This is a genomic window from Pseudomonas sp. GL_093 (assembly GCF_057837605.1).
This window is the reverse complement of sequence record NZ_CM174448.1, coordinates 703630-722502: the sequence shown is the minus strand read 5'-3', so window position 1 is coordinate 722502 and position 18873 is coordinate 703630. Positions and strand designations below refer to the sequence as shown.

10 protein-coding genes are annotated in these 18873 nt (G+C 58.3%); 3 read left to right on the top strand and 7 right to left on the bottom strand.

Annotated features, from left to right (window positions below):
* Window positions 1–114 precede the first annotated feature (114 nt).
* Both purD and AC3IUE_RS03120 read left to right on the top strand, forming a co-directional pair.
* Entirely contained in the window at window positions 115–1410 is a 1296-nt protein-coding gene (purD, locus tag AC3IUE_RS03125; protein WP_489265506.1) for a phosphoribosylamine--glycine ligase, read from the top strand.
* 99 nt (window positions 1411–1509) lie between these two features.
* Window positions 1510–4284, top strand: a complete 2775-nt coding sequence (locus AC3IUE_RS03120; RefSeq protein ID WP_056746234.1) for a hybrid sensor histidine kinase/response regulator — start codon at window positions 1510–1512, stop codon at window positions 4282–4284.
* Between the two features lie 22 nt (window positions 4285–4306).
* Here the strand turns inward: AC3IUE_RS03120 and AC3IUE_RS03115 are convergent, their stop codons facing one another.
* Window positions 4307–5011 (bottom strand): hypothetical protein, encoded by a 705-nt coding sequence (locus AC3IUE_RS03115; RefSeq protein WP_489265503.1) that lies wholly within the window; start codon window positions 5009–5011, stop codon window positions 4307–4309.
* A gap of 57 nt (window positions 5012–5068) precedes the next feature.
* On the bottom strand, window positions 5069–5857 hold the full coding sequence (locus tag AC3IUE_RS03110; RefSeq protein ID WP_489265501.1) for a hypothetical protein: 789 nt from the start codon (window positions 5855–5857) through the stop codon (window positions 5069–5071).
* Between the two features lie 252 nt (window positions 5858–6109).
* Here AC3IUE_RS03110 and AC3IUE_RS03105 point away from each other — a divergent pair, with 252 nt between their 5' ends.
* On the top strand, window positions 6110–6706 hold the full coding sequence (locus AC3IUE_RS03105) for a MarC family protein (RefSeq protein WP_007937197.1): 597 nt from the start codon (window positions 6110–6112) through the stop codon (window positions 6704–6706).
* 77 nt (window positions 6707–6783) lie between these two features.
* On the opposite strand, the gene AC3IUE_RS03100 is transcribed toward AC3IUE_RS03105, so the two are convergent.
* The 5 genes from AC3IUE_RS03100 to cobG form a co-directional block, all read right to left on the bottom strand.
* Window positions 6784–13686: a TcdA/TcdB pore-forming domain-containing protein gene (locus AC3IUE_RS03100; RefSeq protein WP_489268747.1), complete on the bottom strand. Its 6903-nt coding sequence runs from the start codon at window positions 13684–13686 to the stop codon at window positions 6784–6786.
* 679 nt (window positions 13687–14365) lie between these two features.
* The gene (gene cobJ, locus AC3IUE_RS03095; protein ID WP_489265499.1) at window positions 14366–16069 is read right to left on the bottom strand and encodes a precorrin-3B C(17)-methyltransferase; all 1704 of its coding nucleotides are present in this window, start codon (window positions 16067–16069) and stop codon (window positions 14366–14368) included.
* Complete coding sequence (locus tag AC3IUE_RS03090; RefSeq protein ID WP_046044764.1) at window positions 16069–16800, bottom strand: precorrin-2 C(20)-methyltransferase; 732 nt, start codon at window positions 16798–16800, stop codon at window positions 16069–16071. Before AC3IUE_RS03090 ends, cobJ begins: the two co-directional genes overlap by 1 nt.
* The gene (locus tag AC3IUE_RS03085; protein WP_008038718.1) at window positions 16800–17426 is read right to left on the bottom strand and encodes a precorrin-8X methylmutase; all 627 of its coding nucleotides are present in this window, start codon (window positions 17424–17426) and stop codon (window positions 16800–16802) included. Before AC3IUE_RS03085 ends, AC3IUE_RS03090 begins: the two co-directional genes overlap by 1 nt.
* Window positions 17419–18726, bottom strand: coding sequence for a precorrin-3B synthase (gene cobG, locus AC3IUE_RS03080; protein ID WP_489265496.1), 1308 nt, complete (start codon window positions 18724–18726; stop codon window positions 17419–17421). The genes AC3IUE_RS03085 and cobG overlap by 8 nt, the downstream gene beginning before the upstream one ends.
* Window positions 18727–18873: the final 147 nt, after the last annotated feature.

Below are 18873 nucleotides of genomic sequence, written 5' to 3'. Positions count from 1 at the left end.
TCCTTTCAGACACATAGATTCTGAATGTAACGCCGCCATCGCGAGCAGGCTCACTCCTACAGAAAAGCATCTCTGCGGTGCTCCACAGAATTAGCGTCATCCGAGGTTTTTGAAATGAATGTTTTGATCATTGGCAGCGGTGGCCGTGAACACGCCCTGGCCTGGAAAGTGGCTCAGGATCCGCGCGTGCAGAAAGTTTTCGTGGCTCCGGGCAACGCCGGCACCGCCATTGAAGCCAAGTGCGAGAACGTCGCTATCGACGTGCTGGCACTCGAACAGCTTGCTGACTTCGCCGAGAAAAACGTTTCCCTGACCATCGTCGGCCCGGAAGTGCCGCTGGTCGCAGGTGTCGTCGATCTGTTCCGCTCCCGTGGCCTGGATTGCTTCGGTCCGACCGCAGGCGCTGCTCAGCTGGAAGGTTCGAAAGCCTTCACCAAGGATTTCCTGGCGCGCCACAAGATCCCGACCGCCGACTACCAGAACTTCACCGAGATCGAGCCTGCCCTGGCTTATCTGCGTGAAAAAGGCGCACCGATCGTGATCAAGGCCGATGGCCTGGCCGCCGGTAAAGGCGTGATCGTTGCCATGACGTTGACCGAAGCCGAAGACGCCGTACGCGACATGCTGGCGGGTAACGCTTTCGGCGACGCCGGTTCGCGCGTGGTAATCGAGGAGTTCCTGGATGGCGAAGAAGCCAGCTTCATTGTCATGGTCGACGGCAAGAACGTATTGCCGATGGCCACCAGCCAGGACCACAAACGCGTCGGTGACGGCGACACCGGTCCGAACACTGGCGGCATGGGTGCTTACTCTCCGGCACCGGTGGTGACCAGCGAAGTGCACAAGCGCGTCATGGACCTGGTGATCTGGCCGACCGTGCGCGGCATGGCCGAGGAAGGCAATGTTTACACAGGCTTCCTGTACGCCGGTCTGATGATCGACAAGGCTGGTAACCCAAAAGTCATCGAGTTCAACTGCCGTTTCGGCGACCCTGAGACCCAACCAGTGATGCTGCGTTTGCAGTCGAGCCTGGTGTTGCTGGTCGAAGCGGCACTGGCGCAAGCCCTGGACAAGGTCGAAGCACAATGGGATCCGCGTCCGAGCGTCGGCATCGTGCTCGCCGCTGGCGGCTATCCTGGTGACTACGCTAAAGGCGTTGCCATCAACGGCCTCGATGCAGCTGCAGCACTGGAAGGCAAAGTCTTCCACGCCGGTACTGCACTCAAGGACGGTCAAGTGGTGACGGCCGGTGGTCGGGTACTCTGCGCCACGGCAATGGGTGCCAGCGTCGATGCCGCTCAGCAGCAGGCTTACAAGCTGGCGGCCAAAATTGACTGGGAAGGCTGTTTCTATCGCAAGGACATCGGCTATCGTGCCATTGCCCGCGAGCGTGGCGAAAATCAGGAATAAGAGCGCCATTCGGCCAGGCAAGGGCTTCGGGCCCTTGCCTGACTATTCCGGCGCCGCGCATAGTTATATTCTGGCATCAACCTACGAAGGGATTTCGCCGTGCGCTGGCTCAGGATTGCCATAGGTTTCACCGTCACTCTGCTGACCTTGCTCTGCATGCTCCCGGCCCAGGCCGCGCAAGGCAGTGGCTGGGCGGTATTGCTCGACGAACAGGGCGACTTGCAGCTCAGCGACATCCGTTCCGCTCGCTACACCAATCAATTCAGCCCCATTGAACTCGACCGCCTCACCGCCGCCGAGCCCGATGGCGCGTTATGGCTGCGCTTCAGACTCGCTCCCGGCAAGCATGAACAGTTGCTGCGGGTGTTCGCGCCCGACCTGTCGCACCTCAATCTGTATGTGCTGGACGGCGACACGCTGATCGAGCAACTGAACACCGGCACCGGCCAGCCCCAGGCTGAACGGCCACTGCCCAGCAGCGACTTCATGTTGCCACTGCCGCAAAACGAAAAACCTCTCGATGTTTACCTGCGACTGGTCTCCGACCATCAGTTGAGGCCTTACATCACCCTGCAGTCAGCGGTCATGACCGCGGCCAATCAGAATCAGACGCTGATCTACGGACTGTTGTTCGGTTGCCTCGGGATGTTGATCCTGTACAGCCTCGTCCGCTACGCCTACACCCGCTCACGCAGCAGTTTCTGGCTGGCCGGATGTGAAGCATTGTTGATGCTCAGCCTGTTGCTGTTGCTGAATCTGGCAGGGCCCTGGCTGCCGAACTGGCACGCGGTGCAGACACCCGGCGCCTACTTCGCCTTGCTGCTGACGGCGCCGTGCGGCCTGATGTTCGCCTATCGCTTCTTCGCCCCACTCGGCCCGCACCCACTGAACAAGCTGCTGCTGGGGGACATGCTGTTCATCGTGGTCTGCAGCTTGCTGCTGTTATTCGTCAACACGCTGCCGCTGAACATCATGACCTATGCCCTGGTCGCGCTGGCAGGCCTGAGCATGTTGTTCGTCAGCGCCTATCACTGGCAAAAAGGTTATCGCCCGGCGCGCCTGTTCGTCGCGGCGATGGTGGTGTTCAACATTGGCACTCTGATCATGTTGCCGGCACTGCTGGGATTGACCCTGGTCGCACCGCAAGGCTTGATCATGACGCTGCTGGGGTTAATCTGCATCAGCGGCGTGCTGATGAGCATTGCCTTGAGCGAACGTCAGCGCAGCATCACCGAAGACCGTTTCAGCGTCAGCCGCGACCTGGCCGCCAGCAATGCAGAGATCAACGCCAAAGCCGAATTCCTGGCAAAAATCAGCCACGAAATCCGCACCCCGATGAATGGCGTGCTGGGCATGACCGAGCTGCTGCTGGGCACGCCGCTCTCGGTCAAGCAGCGCGACTATGTACAGACCATCCACAGTGCCGGCAACGAACTGCTGACACTGATCAACGAGATTCTCGACATCTCCAAGCTCGAATCCGGGCAGATCGAACTGGACGATGTGCAGTTCGACCTCAACGCACTGATCGAAGACTGCCTGAGCATCTTCCGCGCCAAGGCCGAACAGCAGAACGTCGAGCTGATCAGCTTTATCCAGCCGCAAGTGCCGCGCGTCATCAGCGGTGACCCGACTCGCCTGCGCCAGACCCTGCTGAGCCTGCTGGAAAACGCCCTGAAGAAAACCGACGAAGGCGAAATCCTGATCGTCGTCGCGCTCGATGAGCGCAGTGTCAAACCGCGCTTGCGCATTGCCGTGCAGGACAGCGGTGAGCCGATGGACGTCGAAGAGCGCGACGCATTGATGCACGCCGAACTGCACAGCAAGCACTTCCTCTCGGCCACCCGTTTGGGAGGCAACTTGGGGCTGGTGATCGCTCGTCAGCTGATTCGCTTGATGCAAGGGGAGTTCGGGATCAAGAGCGGCACCAGCCAGGGCAGCACCTTGTGGCTGACCCTGCCGCTGGACCCTGACCGCCTCGAACACCCGACGTCTGACCTTGATGGCCCCCTGCAGGGTGCACGGGTATTGGTGGTGGACGATAACGACACGTGTCGCAAAGTGCTGGTGCAACAGTGCACCGCCTGGGGCCTGAATGTCAGTGCCGTAGCGTCCGGCAAGGAAGCGCTGGCGCTGCTGCGGACCAAGGCTCACTTACGCGATTACTTCGACGTGGTCCTGCTGGACCAGAACATGCCCGGCATGACCGGCATGCAACTGGCGGCCAAGATCAAGGAAGACCCGAGCCTGAACCACGACATCCTGCTGATCATGCTCACCGGCATCAGCAATGCGCCCAGCAAGATCATCGCGCGCAACTCCGGGATCAAACGCATCCTCGCCAAACCGGTGGCCGGTTACACCCTCAAGACAACATTGGCCGATGAGCTGAACCAGCGAAACAAGGGCCTTTCCATCTCGCAGCACCTGCCCACCGGCCCGACCTTACCGGTGAAGGTGCCAAGCGATTTCCGCATCCTGGTGGCCGAAGACAACAGCATCTCGACCAAAGTGATTCGCGGCATGCTAGGCAAGCTCAACCTGCAACCGGACACCGCCAGCAATGGCGAAGAAGCCTTGCAGGCGATGAAAGCCCAGCGTTATGACCTGGTCCTGATGGACTGCGAAATGCCGATCCTCGACGGCTTCTCCGCGACTCAGCAATTGCGTGCCTGGGAAGTCGGTAATCAGCGGACTCGCACGCCGGTGGTGGCGTTGACCGCGCACATCCTTGCTGAGCACAAGGAACGCGCACGCCAGGCCGGTATGGACGGGCACATGGCCAAACCGGTCGAGCTGTCGCAGTTGCGTGATTTGATCGAGCATTGGGTGGCTCAGCGTGATCAGCAAAATCGGACCGCCTCGACCTTCTGAGCAGCCCAGTATTGCGATTCGATCAGATGCCCGAAGAGCCGTCGCTCAGGCTCAACATCGCAACATTTGCGTCAAGCTTTTCCCTGACCTTCAAGGCGATAGAAATACGCGCACGACCGTAGAGGGTTTCGGACAGATAGACCCGGGCGTAACGCATGCTGACAGCGCCTTGCACATCTTCGGCCTGATACAGCTGCACCAAAGGATTGGGGCTTATCTCCAGATGGGTTTTGAATTCCAGGTACACACTTGTGAACGAGGTCGGAGTTCGCGCCAGAATCACAAGCAAGCGCACAACCTTGGGCGGCGCAGGTACCTCAGTCGATTCATCTACGGACGTTTTTTGTACGTGACTGCGCAGCAAGCTCATTGCAGGTTCAGTGCCCGACACACTCGCCACCCGTGCCAATGTTGCGGCAGTAGCTAGCCCTTCGTCTGGAGCACCTTTGGACATCGCAGCGGCAACCCATTCGATCGCAGACTCGACGCTGTTCTCGGTGATGAGCCTTTCCTCTCGTGCCTTTGTTTGCCGCAGCCAGAAGTCATCTAAAACTTCCACATAGGCGTTGTACCAATCAGCCTTTGGATCTTTTTCAACCTTTTTATTGGCAACCAATTGCGCCAGAAGCACCGAATTGACCAAATCATCATGAGCTGCCTGCCCATCAGATTCAGGAACAATCACGACAGCCCCACCAACGACCGACACTGAATAATCGCAACTCATATCAGTTCCTCGTTCATAAAGAAGGGCAGCCGATACTCGACTGCCCTTCCAGATCAATTAGATGTCATAGTCAGCAATTTTGCCGGTGTGTGCGATAAGTTTGTTTGCAATAACTTCACGAGCAGCTGTGGCAACCAGATCATTCTTCTCAAACAATGTTTCACCGCGATACAGTTTCACACTACGAGTATCCACATCCACAAACAGCACTTTGGTCGACGTGTTCCTGCGTAGAAACCGCACCGCACCGAGGGCCATAAAGGCTACGCCATTATGTTCAGTGCACGCACCGGCCGTTACTCCGCCTACGCCATGTGCCAACAGGTTTCGCTCATAAACTGTCAGTGCCGTATCGCGCTTTTGCAGGGCTGAAATCGCATCCCCCGCCACTTTCAGCATCAGTGCAGTCGTCGGACCAGGCAGCGCAAGACCAGCAACCACCGAGCCAAGAATCTCCAACACCAGTTTGTCCATGCGGACACTGGTTCCGCTGATATGCAAGTCGTTGTAGTACTTGCTGACAGGTGTCCAGCCCGATTTGGTCATGACCTCCCGAAACAGCTCATACCACTCTTTGCCCTGATATTCCTGCGGAAATTTTTTGTTCGCTACAAGGCTCGCATAGAGAAAGGTATTCTGCGCATCCGACCGATTCTCACCATTGAGGCCACTGCTGAAAGACAACACACCTTCGCCCACGATAGAGGCTTTCGACGGCTCTTCAACCTTGTCACCCGCCGTCAACAGACTACGAGGGCGAATAGTCATCGCATCATCCAGCTCATATTCCTGCAGACTTCTAACGCAGGCGGCAATATATTCTTCACTAACTACTTGGCTATTCACAATAAACTCCTTATTTATATTCAAGCAAGCTCCTCATGAACTTGCCAGAGAACAATAACCAAACAAGCGAACACTAACAAACCAAAACATGTAACAGCATGTCCCGCCACACCACAACAACCAACACTACTTACTTAGTTGAGAGCGCGCCAATAAAGACAACTAACAAAAGGTTTTTGAAACCCGATACCCACACGCAATTGATCGACTGATAGACTTCGCCTCACCCCTCTCTTGATGCGAGCCGAAACCATGCTCCATGTGTTGTTCAGCGTTTACCTGAAGATGCTGGTGCTCTACAGCCCGTTCTTCGTGTTGTCCTGCTTCATCAGTCTGACCCGCGGTTACTCGCGCAAGGAACAACGTCGCCTGGCCTGGAAAGTGGCGACTGCCACCCTGGTCTCCAGCGTCTTGCTGTACCTGTTCGGGAGGGTGATTTTCAGTGTCTTTGGCATCACCGTGGACGCCTTCCGCATCGGTGCCGGCAGTGTGTTGTTTATCTCGGCGCTGGGCATGGCTCAGGGTAAGTCGGCGGTGCAGACCGACAACGTGCAGCAGGACGTGACCATCGTCCCGCTGACCATTCCCCTGACGGTCGGCCCCGGCACCATCGGCGCCCTGCTGGTGATGGGCGTGAGTCAGCCTCATTGGGACGACAAACTCACGGCCATTCTCAGTATTGCCCTGGCCAGTTTTACGGTCGGCGTAGTGCTTTATCTGTCCAACCGCATCGAGCGCATTCTCGGTGACCAGGGCTTGCAGATCGTCAGCCGGTTGATGGGGTTGTTCGTCTGCGCATTGGCGGCGCAGATCATCTTTACCGGGGTGAAGGGCTACCTGGTTCCGTGACGCCCACCTTCGTCATGAAAAAAGCCGAAAGCCACTCACACATCGAACAGGTTCAATGTGTCAGTGGCTGTCAGAACTCAATCTTCTATTTTTTCAACTATTGCGGAGGGCAAAATGTCTTTGAGTAACACACTGCTCGTGCTGCCTTTCCTGGCCAGGGCACTCACCAGTGTTGACACTGCGAAGGACTGATAGCCGCTCATCGTCAGAAAGACGTTCCGTTGCAAAATGACATCGCTCGAGAATACGTCGCGAAAGATCAAGCTGTGTCCGCTGTCCGCATCCACAATCACCAAGTGTTCATCGACCCGGCTCGCCCACAACTGATCCGCAACCACGATATCCCAGATGAGTTTTCCCGGAACCGAAGGCGAGTGGTCGAGCGAATGACGGCAATCGACAATGACCGATTCAAGTTTCAACCACACGGCTCTGGTAAGCCGACAGGTCGTTGAACCTTGACCCAGTTTGAGCACCAGGATGCTGACATCATCGGCAATCAACGGGAGCAGGTCCGTACGCGTTTTCGACCCCTCGACCACCAGTACTTCAGCGTTTCGCTGGACATAGTCGAGCGGCCCGACCCTGTTGTTTTGCGGGTAGGTGTGTAAAAAACCATCCCCGCGGTCATGCAGCATCACATTGGTTTGATGCTGGGTGCCGACGAGCGTGAATTGCGCAGCAACAGCGGTCTTCGGAATGCGGATCAACCGTCCGGTCCGGACCACGTACCATTGTGGGTAGTCAGGGTCTTTGATGGACAGAAAATCGGCGCATCGATGTTCGTTCGCCAGCGCCGCCAGGCCCTCACTCAACTCACCTTCCAGTGCCGCGACCCAATGGCTGTCAACGCCCGTAATCCGAACCGGTTCGTTGTACTGTAAATCCACCTCCACACCTTCAAGCGTCGTTGCCCTCAGGCCAGAGCCTTCCACTGTTACGTCGCTAAAGGTCCAGCTCGCCCATTCCTGCGTCGGGGCTGGCAATGCCTCAGCCAGTAACAGTTTCGTTCCCTGGGCAAATGCCGTGCTCAAGTGGTCTGGATCGATAAAACCCTGACGGACAATCTTGCCGGTTGAAAGATCAAACAGACAGGTGGCCTGATTGTCTGGAGTAGTACTCAGCAACCGTACTTCTTTGCCGAGCCCCATTTCAGCGAGCAGCAGCCGACCACCCAAGTACCAGGCGCACAAACCGGCTTTGAAACCGGTCAAGCCCAGGATGGCAAAACTCGGCACCGGGTATTGCAACGCAACCGTTTCCAACGCCGACCACCATTGGGTTTTTCCCTTGAACCAGTGCTCGGTCAGCCCGCCGAGTCTCAGATTCCCGTCCGGCGTAATGTCAAAGAACAGACCAGCGTCGGTCAGGACGAGATAGTCCCGCTCAACGGCGACAACATTTTTCAGCCCAGGGGGGGAGATGTTGCTGGACGACCATTGTGCGCGACCCTCCACCATCGACCTTTGCTGACACATGAGGCTTTGGTGAAGTTTGTCGTAGGTAACGAACACTTCGCCCTCGACACCGGCGGGAACAATGAGCACAAGATCATTCAAGGCCTTGATCGAGTCTGCCCATCCCCGCGCATGGTGACGCCTGGCAGGTGCACGAATAATCAACCCATCACTGCTGCGCACCCAGACCAGATCCCGCGACTCGGCATCGATCTGCCAACAAATCGAAACCAGTGCACCGGGACGCCAGTTCACTGTATTGGCGGACTCTGCCAGCAACACATAGTCGCCCAGCACCTGCTTCCAGTCCTTCAGCGTGTCAGCCTTCAAAACGATCTGCAACGCAGGATCCTGACCGCGGGTGATCGAGCTGAGCAACACGGCCCGGTTATGGATCACATAGGTCAGCTCATCGCGCTGGCCGGCCTTTCCAGTGATCTGCTGCACGATCTGAATGCCGCCATGGGTCACGGCCTCGAAGCGGACAATCGTCAGGTCATCTCCAATAAGCAAACGATAGCGCTGAACCAGCGTGCCGGTGATCGCATCGACCTGCCAGACATAGAAAATCTTGGGGTGATAGAAGTAAGCCGAGCCCTCCACCACCGCGCCCAATATCACCTCATCCGACATCAGGACATCCGGGTCGCGGATGTACAGAAAACGATCCTGCTCCGAGTCGTAATACGCGGTTACCGTCCTGGGTTCGTCCGGCTTTTCGAACGGCACCACGAAGTTGCGAACGGGGGTGTAAGACATGGCCAGGCGATGCTCATGGGCCAGTGTCTTGAAGTGATCCAGCAACGCTTGTTCCCCGAGGGCCGGATCGGCCTCTTCTTCGACCACTTCAAGCTTGCGGGCAGCAAGATCTACACGCACGATTTTGTTATCCGCCAGCTTAAGCAATACATGGTGAACGCCACCGCCACTGAACGTCACATACTGCGTCCCCAAAACCAGGTGTCCCTCCACTTCTATCCGGATGTCTTTCTCGGCCAGCCATGGAGTCAGCAGCACCCATTGCATAGCAATGTGACCGGGTGCGGCGAGTTCAAGGCTCACCCCAGGATTGAGCAACACGGAACATTGAGCACCTGCGCCTTCTACCCGATAGGACACCAGCCCGTGCCACATCTTCGGCAACGCAGGTACCGCGAGTGAACGCTCGACGTTATCGAGACGAACGTTGAATACCGTTGGCTGGTAGGCCGGGATCAGCCGGTTGACCACGTACTCACCGGGAAACGAGTAGAACGAAAACAGAAACTGCCATTGCCCCTGTTCGTTCTTTTTCTCCAGTCGACGTGCCGTGTCGTAACCGCCGGCATGACGAAACGTGACAAACGGCAGCAACTTGTATCTGTAGCCATACCAGGTCTTGGGTCTGCAGGGCAGAACGATGATCTGTCCTGCCTGTGGTGAGAAACGCGCCGAGTCCGGCAACCCAAGACCCTGACGAATATCGATGGCGCGGTTGAAATCCACATCGTAATCCGGGACCCCGAAATGGTTCCGAAGCGGGAACAGTTTCGGGCTGTCAAAATGGACGGTGGATGCGTGCAAATCCAAATCGGCAAACACCAGCAAGGGATTCGCCATCCAGGCATTCGACGCCTTGTCCAGGTGATAGCCGCCTTGTACATACGCCTTTTCAAGCCCATCAAAAAACTGCGCGACCTCCTTGGCTTCCTCCGCAATCGTCGCAAAACCTTCGGCCAGCGCAGTAACGCCCACTGCCAACCCGCCAAGAATCACCCCGGCGCCCCCCAGCACCGCGGCCACCGTACCCGCGCCAGCCAGGGCTGCCCCCAGACCCGCTGCGCCCAACACCGTACTCGCGGAGTCGAAGGCCAACTGCGTCCCGAACTGCGCCTTTTCAATCTCATTGGTGGCATGGCTCAACTGGTAAATATCAAACCCGACATTCACCATCCCCAATACCGTACCGACCCCTTCGTTGGCGATATGCCCCAACGCCCTGCGCACTAACGGCGCGCTGGTCCTGGCGATCAGCTTTTCATCGTCCAGTGCCTGGCGGACCAGTTTGATCACACCAATAACGTCCACTACGTTGCCATGGGCCAGCTGGGCATAGTTCACGTAGGCATGCAGGCGAATGGCGGTGGTCAGGGCCTTGTCACCACCGCTGGCCGCGCCCTCGTGATGTCGCAGCGCATTCATCAGGGCCTGTATGGTGAAACCGGCATTGAGCGTATGGACGCTGCCGGCGTCCGTCGGATCAAGCGGATTGACCGGCGCACGCGGGCGAGCGGCCAATGAATGGAAGGTTTCGGAGAGGAAGTTTTTAATTCTCAGGAACCGGTGATCGCTGGTGGTGACACGCTCAATGGTCTGCCCGGCATCGGTGTTGACCAGACTGATTGTGTATTCCCCTGTTGGGGTTATCTCCAGTGTCTCGAATAACGCAACAGAGTCCGACGCCAGCCCGTGTTGCTCCTGCAACTGCCGTGTCGCCTGCGCGATCTGCCCACCCCACCAGTGCGCGTCCAGTTCCAGCAATGAACTGCCCAGCGCCGCATTGTTGACCAACGACTGCCCCCGGGCACTGGCCAGCCGTTGCCTTACCTGCGGCGCGTGCTCAGGCAACGCTCCCGACTCCGACAGGCTTGAGACCTGAGCACCGGACGCAAGCACCATGGCGTTCAGCCCTGCGCCATTGAGTTCGATCAAGTCAAAAGTCGGACGTGCCACATCCCCAAAGGCGGCGTAATGCCTGGCCATCTCCTTGCGGATGAAAAAGTGCGTCAGCGCCTCGCTGAACGCCCCGGCAGTCGCAAACTCGAAGATCCCGAAATTCGGATCGTAGAGCAGGTAAGCGCCGTGCGACCCCTCAAGCGTTTTCGCAACCAGCATCGAGTGGTTGTCCGAGTTGAGCATCAGGGTGGTCGTGGCCGTTTTTTCTTCCAGCATCGCTACGATCTGAGTCAGATCGGAGCGCATCAATGGCTTGCCTGGTTCATTGACCGGGATGTCGCGCAGCTCCTCGATCATGTTCACAAACCCCCTTGAGTCGCCGGCTTCAGGCTCGAGAACCGCCAGGTAAAAGCGTTCCCGCAAGGTGTTTGCCGCGTTGCTGCCTTTATGGAGCGCAGCAGCCATGGCCAGTGCCAGTGGGTAACAGCGTCCGGCAACCCGATCGCCCGATCCTTCGAGCAACAAGTCCTGGGGCACCGATTTGAGACTGCCGTGATCAAAGATCTCCAGCACTTCACCGATTCGTTCAAAAATCCGGTCGCGGTACTCGAGTTTCGCCACGTGCTGAATTCTGGCGACCAAACGCCCCCATTCCACCAGCGTCAGCGGGCGTTCGAGTGCCTGTTTCTTGAGCTCAACACTCGTTTCGGACAAGGCCACAGGCGGGTCGGAAGCACGCGTCAACCCGGCAAGGAAAGCCGGATGACGTTGCTTGAACAACTCCCGTTCAATGGCCCCGTAACGGTGGATGACTCCCAACTCCGACATCGTATTGGCAAGGTTTTCAAGCGTTGCACTGGCGGCATTAAAATGCTTGTTATCCAGCGCACTGACCCCCAACAGCCCACCGAGCAACAGTCGTTGCAGCGGGTTTAGTTTCACGGTGAGCAGTGGGTCTTTGGCAACCCGGCTCAGCAGTTCATCCACCGACAGGTTTTGTGTCGCCGCGTCCGGGAGGGATGCCGGGGGGCTGATGGTGGCGTACGGAGCAATGATCGCTTGCCGGTCATCGAAGCTCAGGGACAACGGCTTTTCAAACGTCACGCTGCCGTTGTGGCGCTGACTCATCGCCTGGCGAAATGGCTCACCGAGATCATCGGCCAGTTGCTGCAACAGATCGGTGATCAACACATGACGACCTTCGATCACCGGCCAGCCTTCATCGAAATCAATACGCTGGTACTTGAGCAGCTGTGTGACATCGCCGGCATAGCGGGTTTTGAACTGCCCGGCCTCCCAACGCTGCTTTTCTCTATTCAGCCATTGAACCGTGTCGCTCTCGTTCTCCTTCCAGGAATGATCCAGTTCCTCCTCGGTCGTCAGGTTGACGGTTGCGATGGGTGGTATGGCGACTTCTGCCCTCGAAGCTTCAGCGCCCCGTGGGGTGAAATGCTTTTTTTCGTAATCCGCCAGCCCATCGCGCATCGCAGCAGGCCCGGTCAGATAAATGGTCACTTCACTCTGAGGACGGATACCGTCGCTATAGTAAGTAGCGGCCGCTTCCATCAAAAAACTGACCGCTATTTCTTCCTCACTCGACAGTTCATGCAAGGGCCCGAACTTTTTCTCGACCACCTCCTTGGCAACCTGAATGACTGCCTGAGCGTCGACAAGCGCAATCTTTCGTTCAATGGCTAACCAGGCGGTAGCATCAACCACCTCATAGTTAAGCCTGAAACGGTCAAGAACGGCCTTAAGCATCGCTGACCCGGGATGAGCCATCATGAACGCGTTACTCGTCGTGCTTTGTACGGCGACGGCACGCAGTCCATCCGGTCGCACCTGCCGCTCTGCCGGGCGCCGGAAAACACTGCTGATATCAGGGCTGCTCTTGGCAAAACTCTCCAGCACCTCACGGTGCTCCTGGGGAATTTGCTCGAAATAGTTTGTGTACTTGCTGCGTATAACCTGCCGCCCCGGCATCCACTCAGGACGGTGGTCAAGTATCAGCTGCAAAACACCCAGGCGTGCATCCGAGCCAAACCGGCTGATATCCACCCCGCCCAGCTTTTCTAACAGCGGCGGCAGGTAATCGACGTCTGCATAACTGCCACCGTCGGCGAACAGTGCCTCGGCGCGAACAATATCGGAGGCGGCGGCAAAGTTGCCACGCAAGCTGATTTCTCGCGCGTAGATGTCCTGCAAGTACAAGGGTGTCGCCTCGGTGGCGAGATCGCGAAGAACAATAGCGCCCTCGCTCAACGACAGCAGACTCTGGTGGTTATTTTCCCTGAGTACTTTCAACCGTCCTTCATCTTGGCTATAGGCTCGAACCAACAGATCGATCCTGGCGTCGTCGGCGCTCTCTCCGCGCGCTACCGCTTTATTAATGTGCGCAAACATCTGCTGCTTGAGAGCAATGACCCGCTCTTCATATTTATCGCCTAGTTCAATAGCGGTACTACTGGCCTGCCCGCCATCAAGCATGGCGTCAGCCTTGGCCGCCTCGACAATAATCCGATTGGTTTCGTAGGCCAGCAATGCATCGCTGTCGTACCAGAGTTTGAGGGTGTAACCCTGCCCAGACAATGTCTGCTTCCAGATATTGATGTAGTCGCGCTGGATATTTCCTATACCGCCGCCGAGCCAGACGAAGTGCAGATTGTCCGGAACGTCGGTCTTTGGAGTTTGCAATTGCTGCACACCGCTCGACAAACGAGCCTCGAAACCTTCGAGCCGTTCGTAGATGTCTGTCACGTCGGGGGCCGCGCTCTTGGGAGGAATCGACTCAGTCGTTCGTCGTGGTCGACCCTCAGGCCCGGCAAAAGAGGCCAAAGCCTGCTTCAACAGGCCCAGCGGCTCCAGCATCCTGGGCGAATCGAGCAAGTCGATGCAGCCTGAGTAATACCTGAAGACGGCATCATACTCGTCGGTACCTTTGTGCGAAATTAACGCCTGCTCAAGATCTTTAAGATTAAAAAGTTTTGCGAACTTTACATATTCACCGACATACGGAATATCCAAATGACTATTAGACAAGGCACTCTCCAGCTTCAATACATGCAATTAAGTTCTGTAAGCCGGCCACGCAAATACCGCTCGACGATAACGTCAACCCTTTCGTATTTTTGAGCGAGACCAGATCAACACGTGAAGCAACTACTTCACACGAGACAAAACTAAATCGCAAAAGCACGCATTTCAAACCCGAAGAAATTCAATTAATTTCAATACAATCAAATTTGAAAATAATAAAACCTTATATTACTGACTTAAACAATCGCACTTAGACAAACAAAATCGTCGAGACCATCAACAAACAGGCGGCGTTGTGACTCATGCGCAACGCCGACGTTTTCGACTGCAAAAAAAGCACTGCATAAAGGAAGAAAGCAGCGACAGAACACAGTATTAATTCGTCGTGGCGAGAGTCATAAATCCCACAACGACTGGTGAAATAAATGACGCATCAACGCCAAAGTGAAAGTGCCAAACCAGCAGACGGGAATGTATTAAGTGAAAACGGCCCTCGCGGGGCCGCTGTGGTTCAGGAGGCAGGCTTGATACCGTACCAACGCGGCGTATACACCCACTCACCACCCTCGGCACGAGGAAATGCACTGGTGGTGGACGAGCCGATCAGCACCATGGTGCGCATGTCGACCTGGTCGGGAGTCAGTTCGCCGAGCGTGGTGACCCGCAACGTCTGGCCAGGGCGGCCAATGTCACGGCCCAGCACCACCACCGTTTCCGGTGTGCGATGCCGGCCGACAATTGCCAGGGCCTGGCCCAGTTGCCATGGCCGCGCGCGGGAGATCGGGTTGTAGAACGCCAGCGCCAGGTCAGCTTCGGCGGCAAGGTCCAGACGCTTCTCGATGATCGCCCAGGGCTTGAGGTTGTCCGACAGCGACATCACGCAGAAGTCATGCCCCAACGGCGCACCGGCCTGCGCAGCGGTCGCCAGCGAAGCGGAAACACCCGGCAGGATTTCCAGATCGACGCTGTGCCAGCTCGGCTCACTCGACTCATGCAACGCTTCAAGCACTGCCGCCGCCATGGCGAACACGCCGGGATCACCGGACGACACCACAATCACCGAACGGCCTTGCGCCGCCAGCTCGAAGGCGTGACGGGCACGCTGCATCTCTTCGCGGTTGTCGGTGCAATGCAGCACTTGGTCTTCGCGGAACGGCCCGGCCATGCGCACGTAGGTTTCGTAGCCGAGCACGTCGGTGGCCCTGGCCAGTTCAGCCTTGACCGCTGGCACCATCAGTTCGGCGGCGCCAGGGCCCAGACCGATTACCGCCAGACGACCGCGTGCACGGCCGATTTGCGCAGGGTTCAGCGGCTGAGTGGCCACCGCGATGGCAATGCCGGTATCCACTGACACGATGGTAGCGTTCGGCACGGTGTGGCGGGACAACTCGCTAACGCCGCCGCTGACCGACGCAAACCGCAGCGGCACGCCCAGCTCTAGTGCCGCTTCGCGCAGCGCCGAATTGGTCATGTGCAGGTCGCTGGCCAACAGGCACGCCACCGATTGCACGGCGATTTTCGCTTGATGTAGGGTCGCGCGAATAGCGCCTGACAGATCCGCGACCTCACCGCTCACCGCCACCAACACATTGCGCGGGTAGATCATCAATTCATTGGCTGCAGGCGCACGTTCGGCATGACCGACATGGATCGACAGCTGCGCTTGAGGATCTTCCGGCAACTGCGCGTGCGCCAGCCACGGCGCAGCCCCTTCGACGCGTACGCTTTGGCCGGCGAGCAAATCCGAGACGAAGCGCTTGCCCAGTTCCAGATCGCCGAGGGCGTAACCGCTGGGTGGATTGAGCAGGCAGGTGCCGAAGCGCAATTCACCACTGGTGGTGATCGCCGCAGCAACCTCGAGACCGGCAGCAATCTCTCGCGCCATGACGTTCACGCCACCGAGGCCGCCGAGCAGCGGCACCACGGCGCTGCCGTCTTCAGCCACGGCCAGCACTGGCGGCTCGGCGCCTTTTTCCAGCAGAAGCGGGGCCAGCGTTCGGATCACGATGCCCGCAGCGCACAAGGCGATGATCGGCGTGTCCTGCTGATAGAACTCACGCAAGGTGGCGCCGAACTCGTGATAAACGCGGTCCGCGCCCTCCACCCGTTCGGCCAGGCCATGGATCAATGCGCCAGGGTACAGCTGCGCAATCTTGCGCGCGGTCGCGAGGCTGCCATTGCCCAGAATGACAATCGCCGGAACTGGACGGGCCATCAGCCTTGCCACCTTTCACCGGGCACAATGATCAGCGAGAAGTAGGGCGAGGACATCGGTTCGACCTGATCCAGCGGAACGATTTTCTGGTTGGCCATGGTCGCGCGTTCAACGTACAGCGCACGTTCCGCCAGCCCGAGTTCTTCGAGTACCTGACGGACCTTGGGGAAGTTGCGCCCAAGCTTCATGATCACGGCAGCATCGGCATCGGCCAGACGACGTTTGAGATCGTCGGCGGGCAACACACCCGACAGCACTGACAAACTCTGATTGCGATACACCAGCGGCGCGCCGAGCACCGAAGCGCCGCCGAGCATTGAGCAAACGCCCGGCACGACTTCGGCCTCATAACGTTCCGCCAGTCGATCGTGCAGGTACATGTAGGAGCCGTAGAAGAACGGATCGCCTTCGCAGATCACCGCCACGTCACGGCCAGCGTCCAAGTGCGCGGCGAGTGCTTCGCCGGCCGCATCGTAGAAATCGCTGATCACTTGTTCGTACGACAGCGGCGCGGGCAACGCTTCTGTGGTCACCGGATAAACCAGCGGCAGCAGCGTTTGCGCGTCCTGCAAATGCGCCTCAATGATGCCGAACGCGTTGCCTTTTTTGCCCTTGGCGACGAAGTACGCCACCACCGGCGACTCACGCAGCAGGCGCAGGGCTTTAACGGTAATCAGCTCCGGATCACCAGGGCCGACGCCCAAGCCGATCAAACGTCCAGGTTGCTGCATCATTCGATCTCCGTAGCGAGGGCATTGACGGCGGCGGCGGCCATGGCGCTACCGCCCAGCCGGCCCTGCATGATGACGAAAGGCACGCCACGGCTGTCTGCCGCGAGCGCTGCTTTGGATTCGGCGGCGCCGACGAAGCCCACCGGGAAGCCGAGGATCAGTGCCGGTTTCGGCGCGCCGGCGTCGAGCATTTCCAGCAGATAAAACAGCGCGGTCGGCGCGTTGCCGATCACCACCACGCTGCCTTCCAGGTGTGGGCGCCACAGTTCCAGCGCGGCGGCGGAGCGGGTGTTACCCAGCTCGCGGGCAAGCTCCGGAACGCTTTCATCGCGCAGGGTGCAGATGACTTCGTTGTTCGCAGGCAAACGCGTGCGGGTCACACCTTCACTGACCATCCGCGCATCACACAGAATCGGTGCACCGGCGGCCAGCGCATCACGCCCGGCCTTGCCCGCGCCTTCGGAAAATTGCAGGCCGTCGATGGCGTCGACCATGCCGCAGGCGTGGATCACACGGACCGCGAGTTTCTCCAGATCGGCCGGAATACGCTCGAGATTGGCCTCGGCACGAATGATCGCGAAGGAGTTGCGATAGATCTCCTGACCGTCGCGGATGTAATCAAGCATCAAGGGGGCTCCGTGAGCGGGCGTCGAGCAAGGCTGCGACCGCTTCAATAGTAAGGTTGTGTGCGTGCAGCGCGCCGAAACGCGGCTGCGCTGCATCGCGAAAATAGAGATCGTAGTGACCGGGAGAAACCGCCAGCAACGTGACCGGCGCGATGTGCGCGGCCGCGCAGGAACGCTGGCAGCCGGACAGATGCACGTTCAGTGTCTGGCCGTGACGTTGCAGCAGCGCCGCCAGTTGTCGCGCATCGCCCTTGGTGTCGGCCAGGCCTTTGCCGCAACCCGTCGAGCCGGTGCAGGCGATCAGATGCGCCAAGGCATCGTCGGCGGAACAACGCAGGCCGAGTTGTTCAAGGTTGTGGATAACTTGCGGCGCATCGTCGACATGGACACCGGGTAACAACAGGCTTTGCCAAGGTGTGAAACGCAGGCTGCCGTCGCCGTGGTCACGCGCCAGTTGTGCAGCACCTCTGAGCATCGCGGGATTGAGACGGCCCAGCGGCGGCACCGCGCCTATATACACATGCTCGGCGTCGCGCTGTGGATGAGCGCCGATGTGCAAGGCACTCGGACTTACCTTGCGCTGCCGACCCTTGATGGGCATCAACGGCACACGCTCGGCCAGACGAGCGAGAAACCCGTCAAGCGAGCATTCAGCGAGCAGATGCCGCATGCGTGTCTGCTCGGGACGCGCCAGGTCAAGAAACAACTCAAGCACCGCGACCACCAGCGCATGGCCCTGCTCCAATGACACCGCGCCCGCAGGCGTATCCACGGGACACCCTGCCAGACCGAATGCAAAAACCAGCTCGCCGTCTCGCTCAGTGGCGGACAACCACAGGTCATGGGGATGTTCGAGCATCGCCAAGCCTTCGCCGCCATCCAGTTGCACGGCAAACTTGGCGCTGAGGTCGTGGAAGCGTTCATGACTTTGCAAGGTGGCGAGGATCTGTTCAGCCAACGGACGCGTGTCGAACAGCATCTGCTGATCAATGCCTGCACTTGGGCTGAGCATCAGATTACGTACATCGTCGCCAGCGGCGATGCTTGGCCCCAGCCCGGCAGCCATCAGGCCATCGATCAAGGCGCCATGTTCACTGCCGATCCCGCGAATTTGCAGATTGGCGCGGTTGGTCGCCTCGATCACGCCGCCGGCGAACCTTTCGGCAGCACTGGCCACCGCGTTGGCCTGAGCCGCACTGATCGAACCACCATTCAACTTGATCCGGCAGATACCGCCGTCCAGTGCCTGGACGATACGCAGCAACCCCGGGCAGGCCGAGGGGCGTAAAGCGGTGGACATCGGGCGTTCGTTCAATGAGTGACCGGCTGACTGGATGCGCGTGAAGGGCGAAGGGCTGCCATTATGCCTGCTTTGCCCGAGGGCATGAAAAGTCTGCCGGTCGGAAACGCTGCCGAAGTATCAATCAAGCAAAAGAATGCTTCGGTC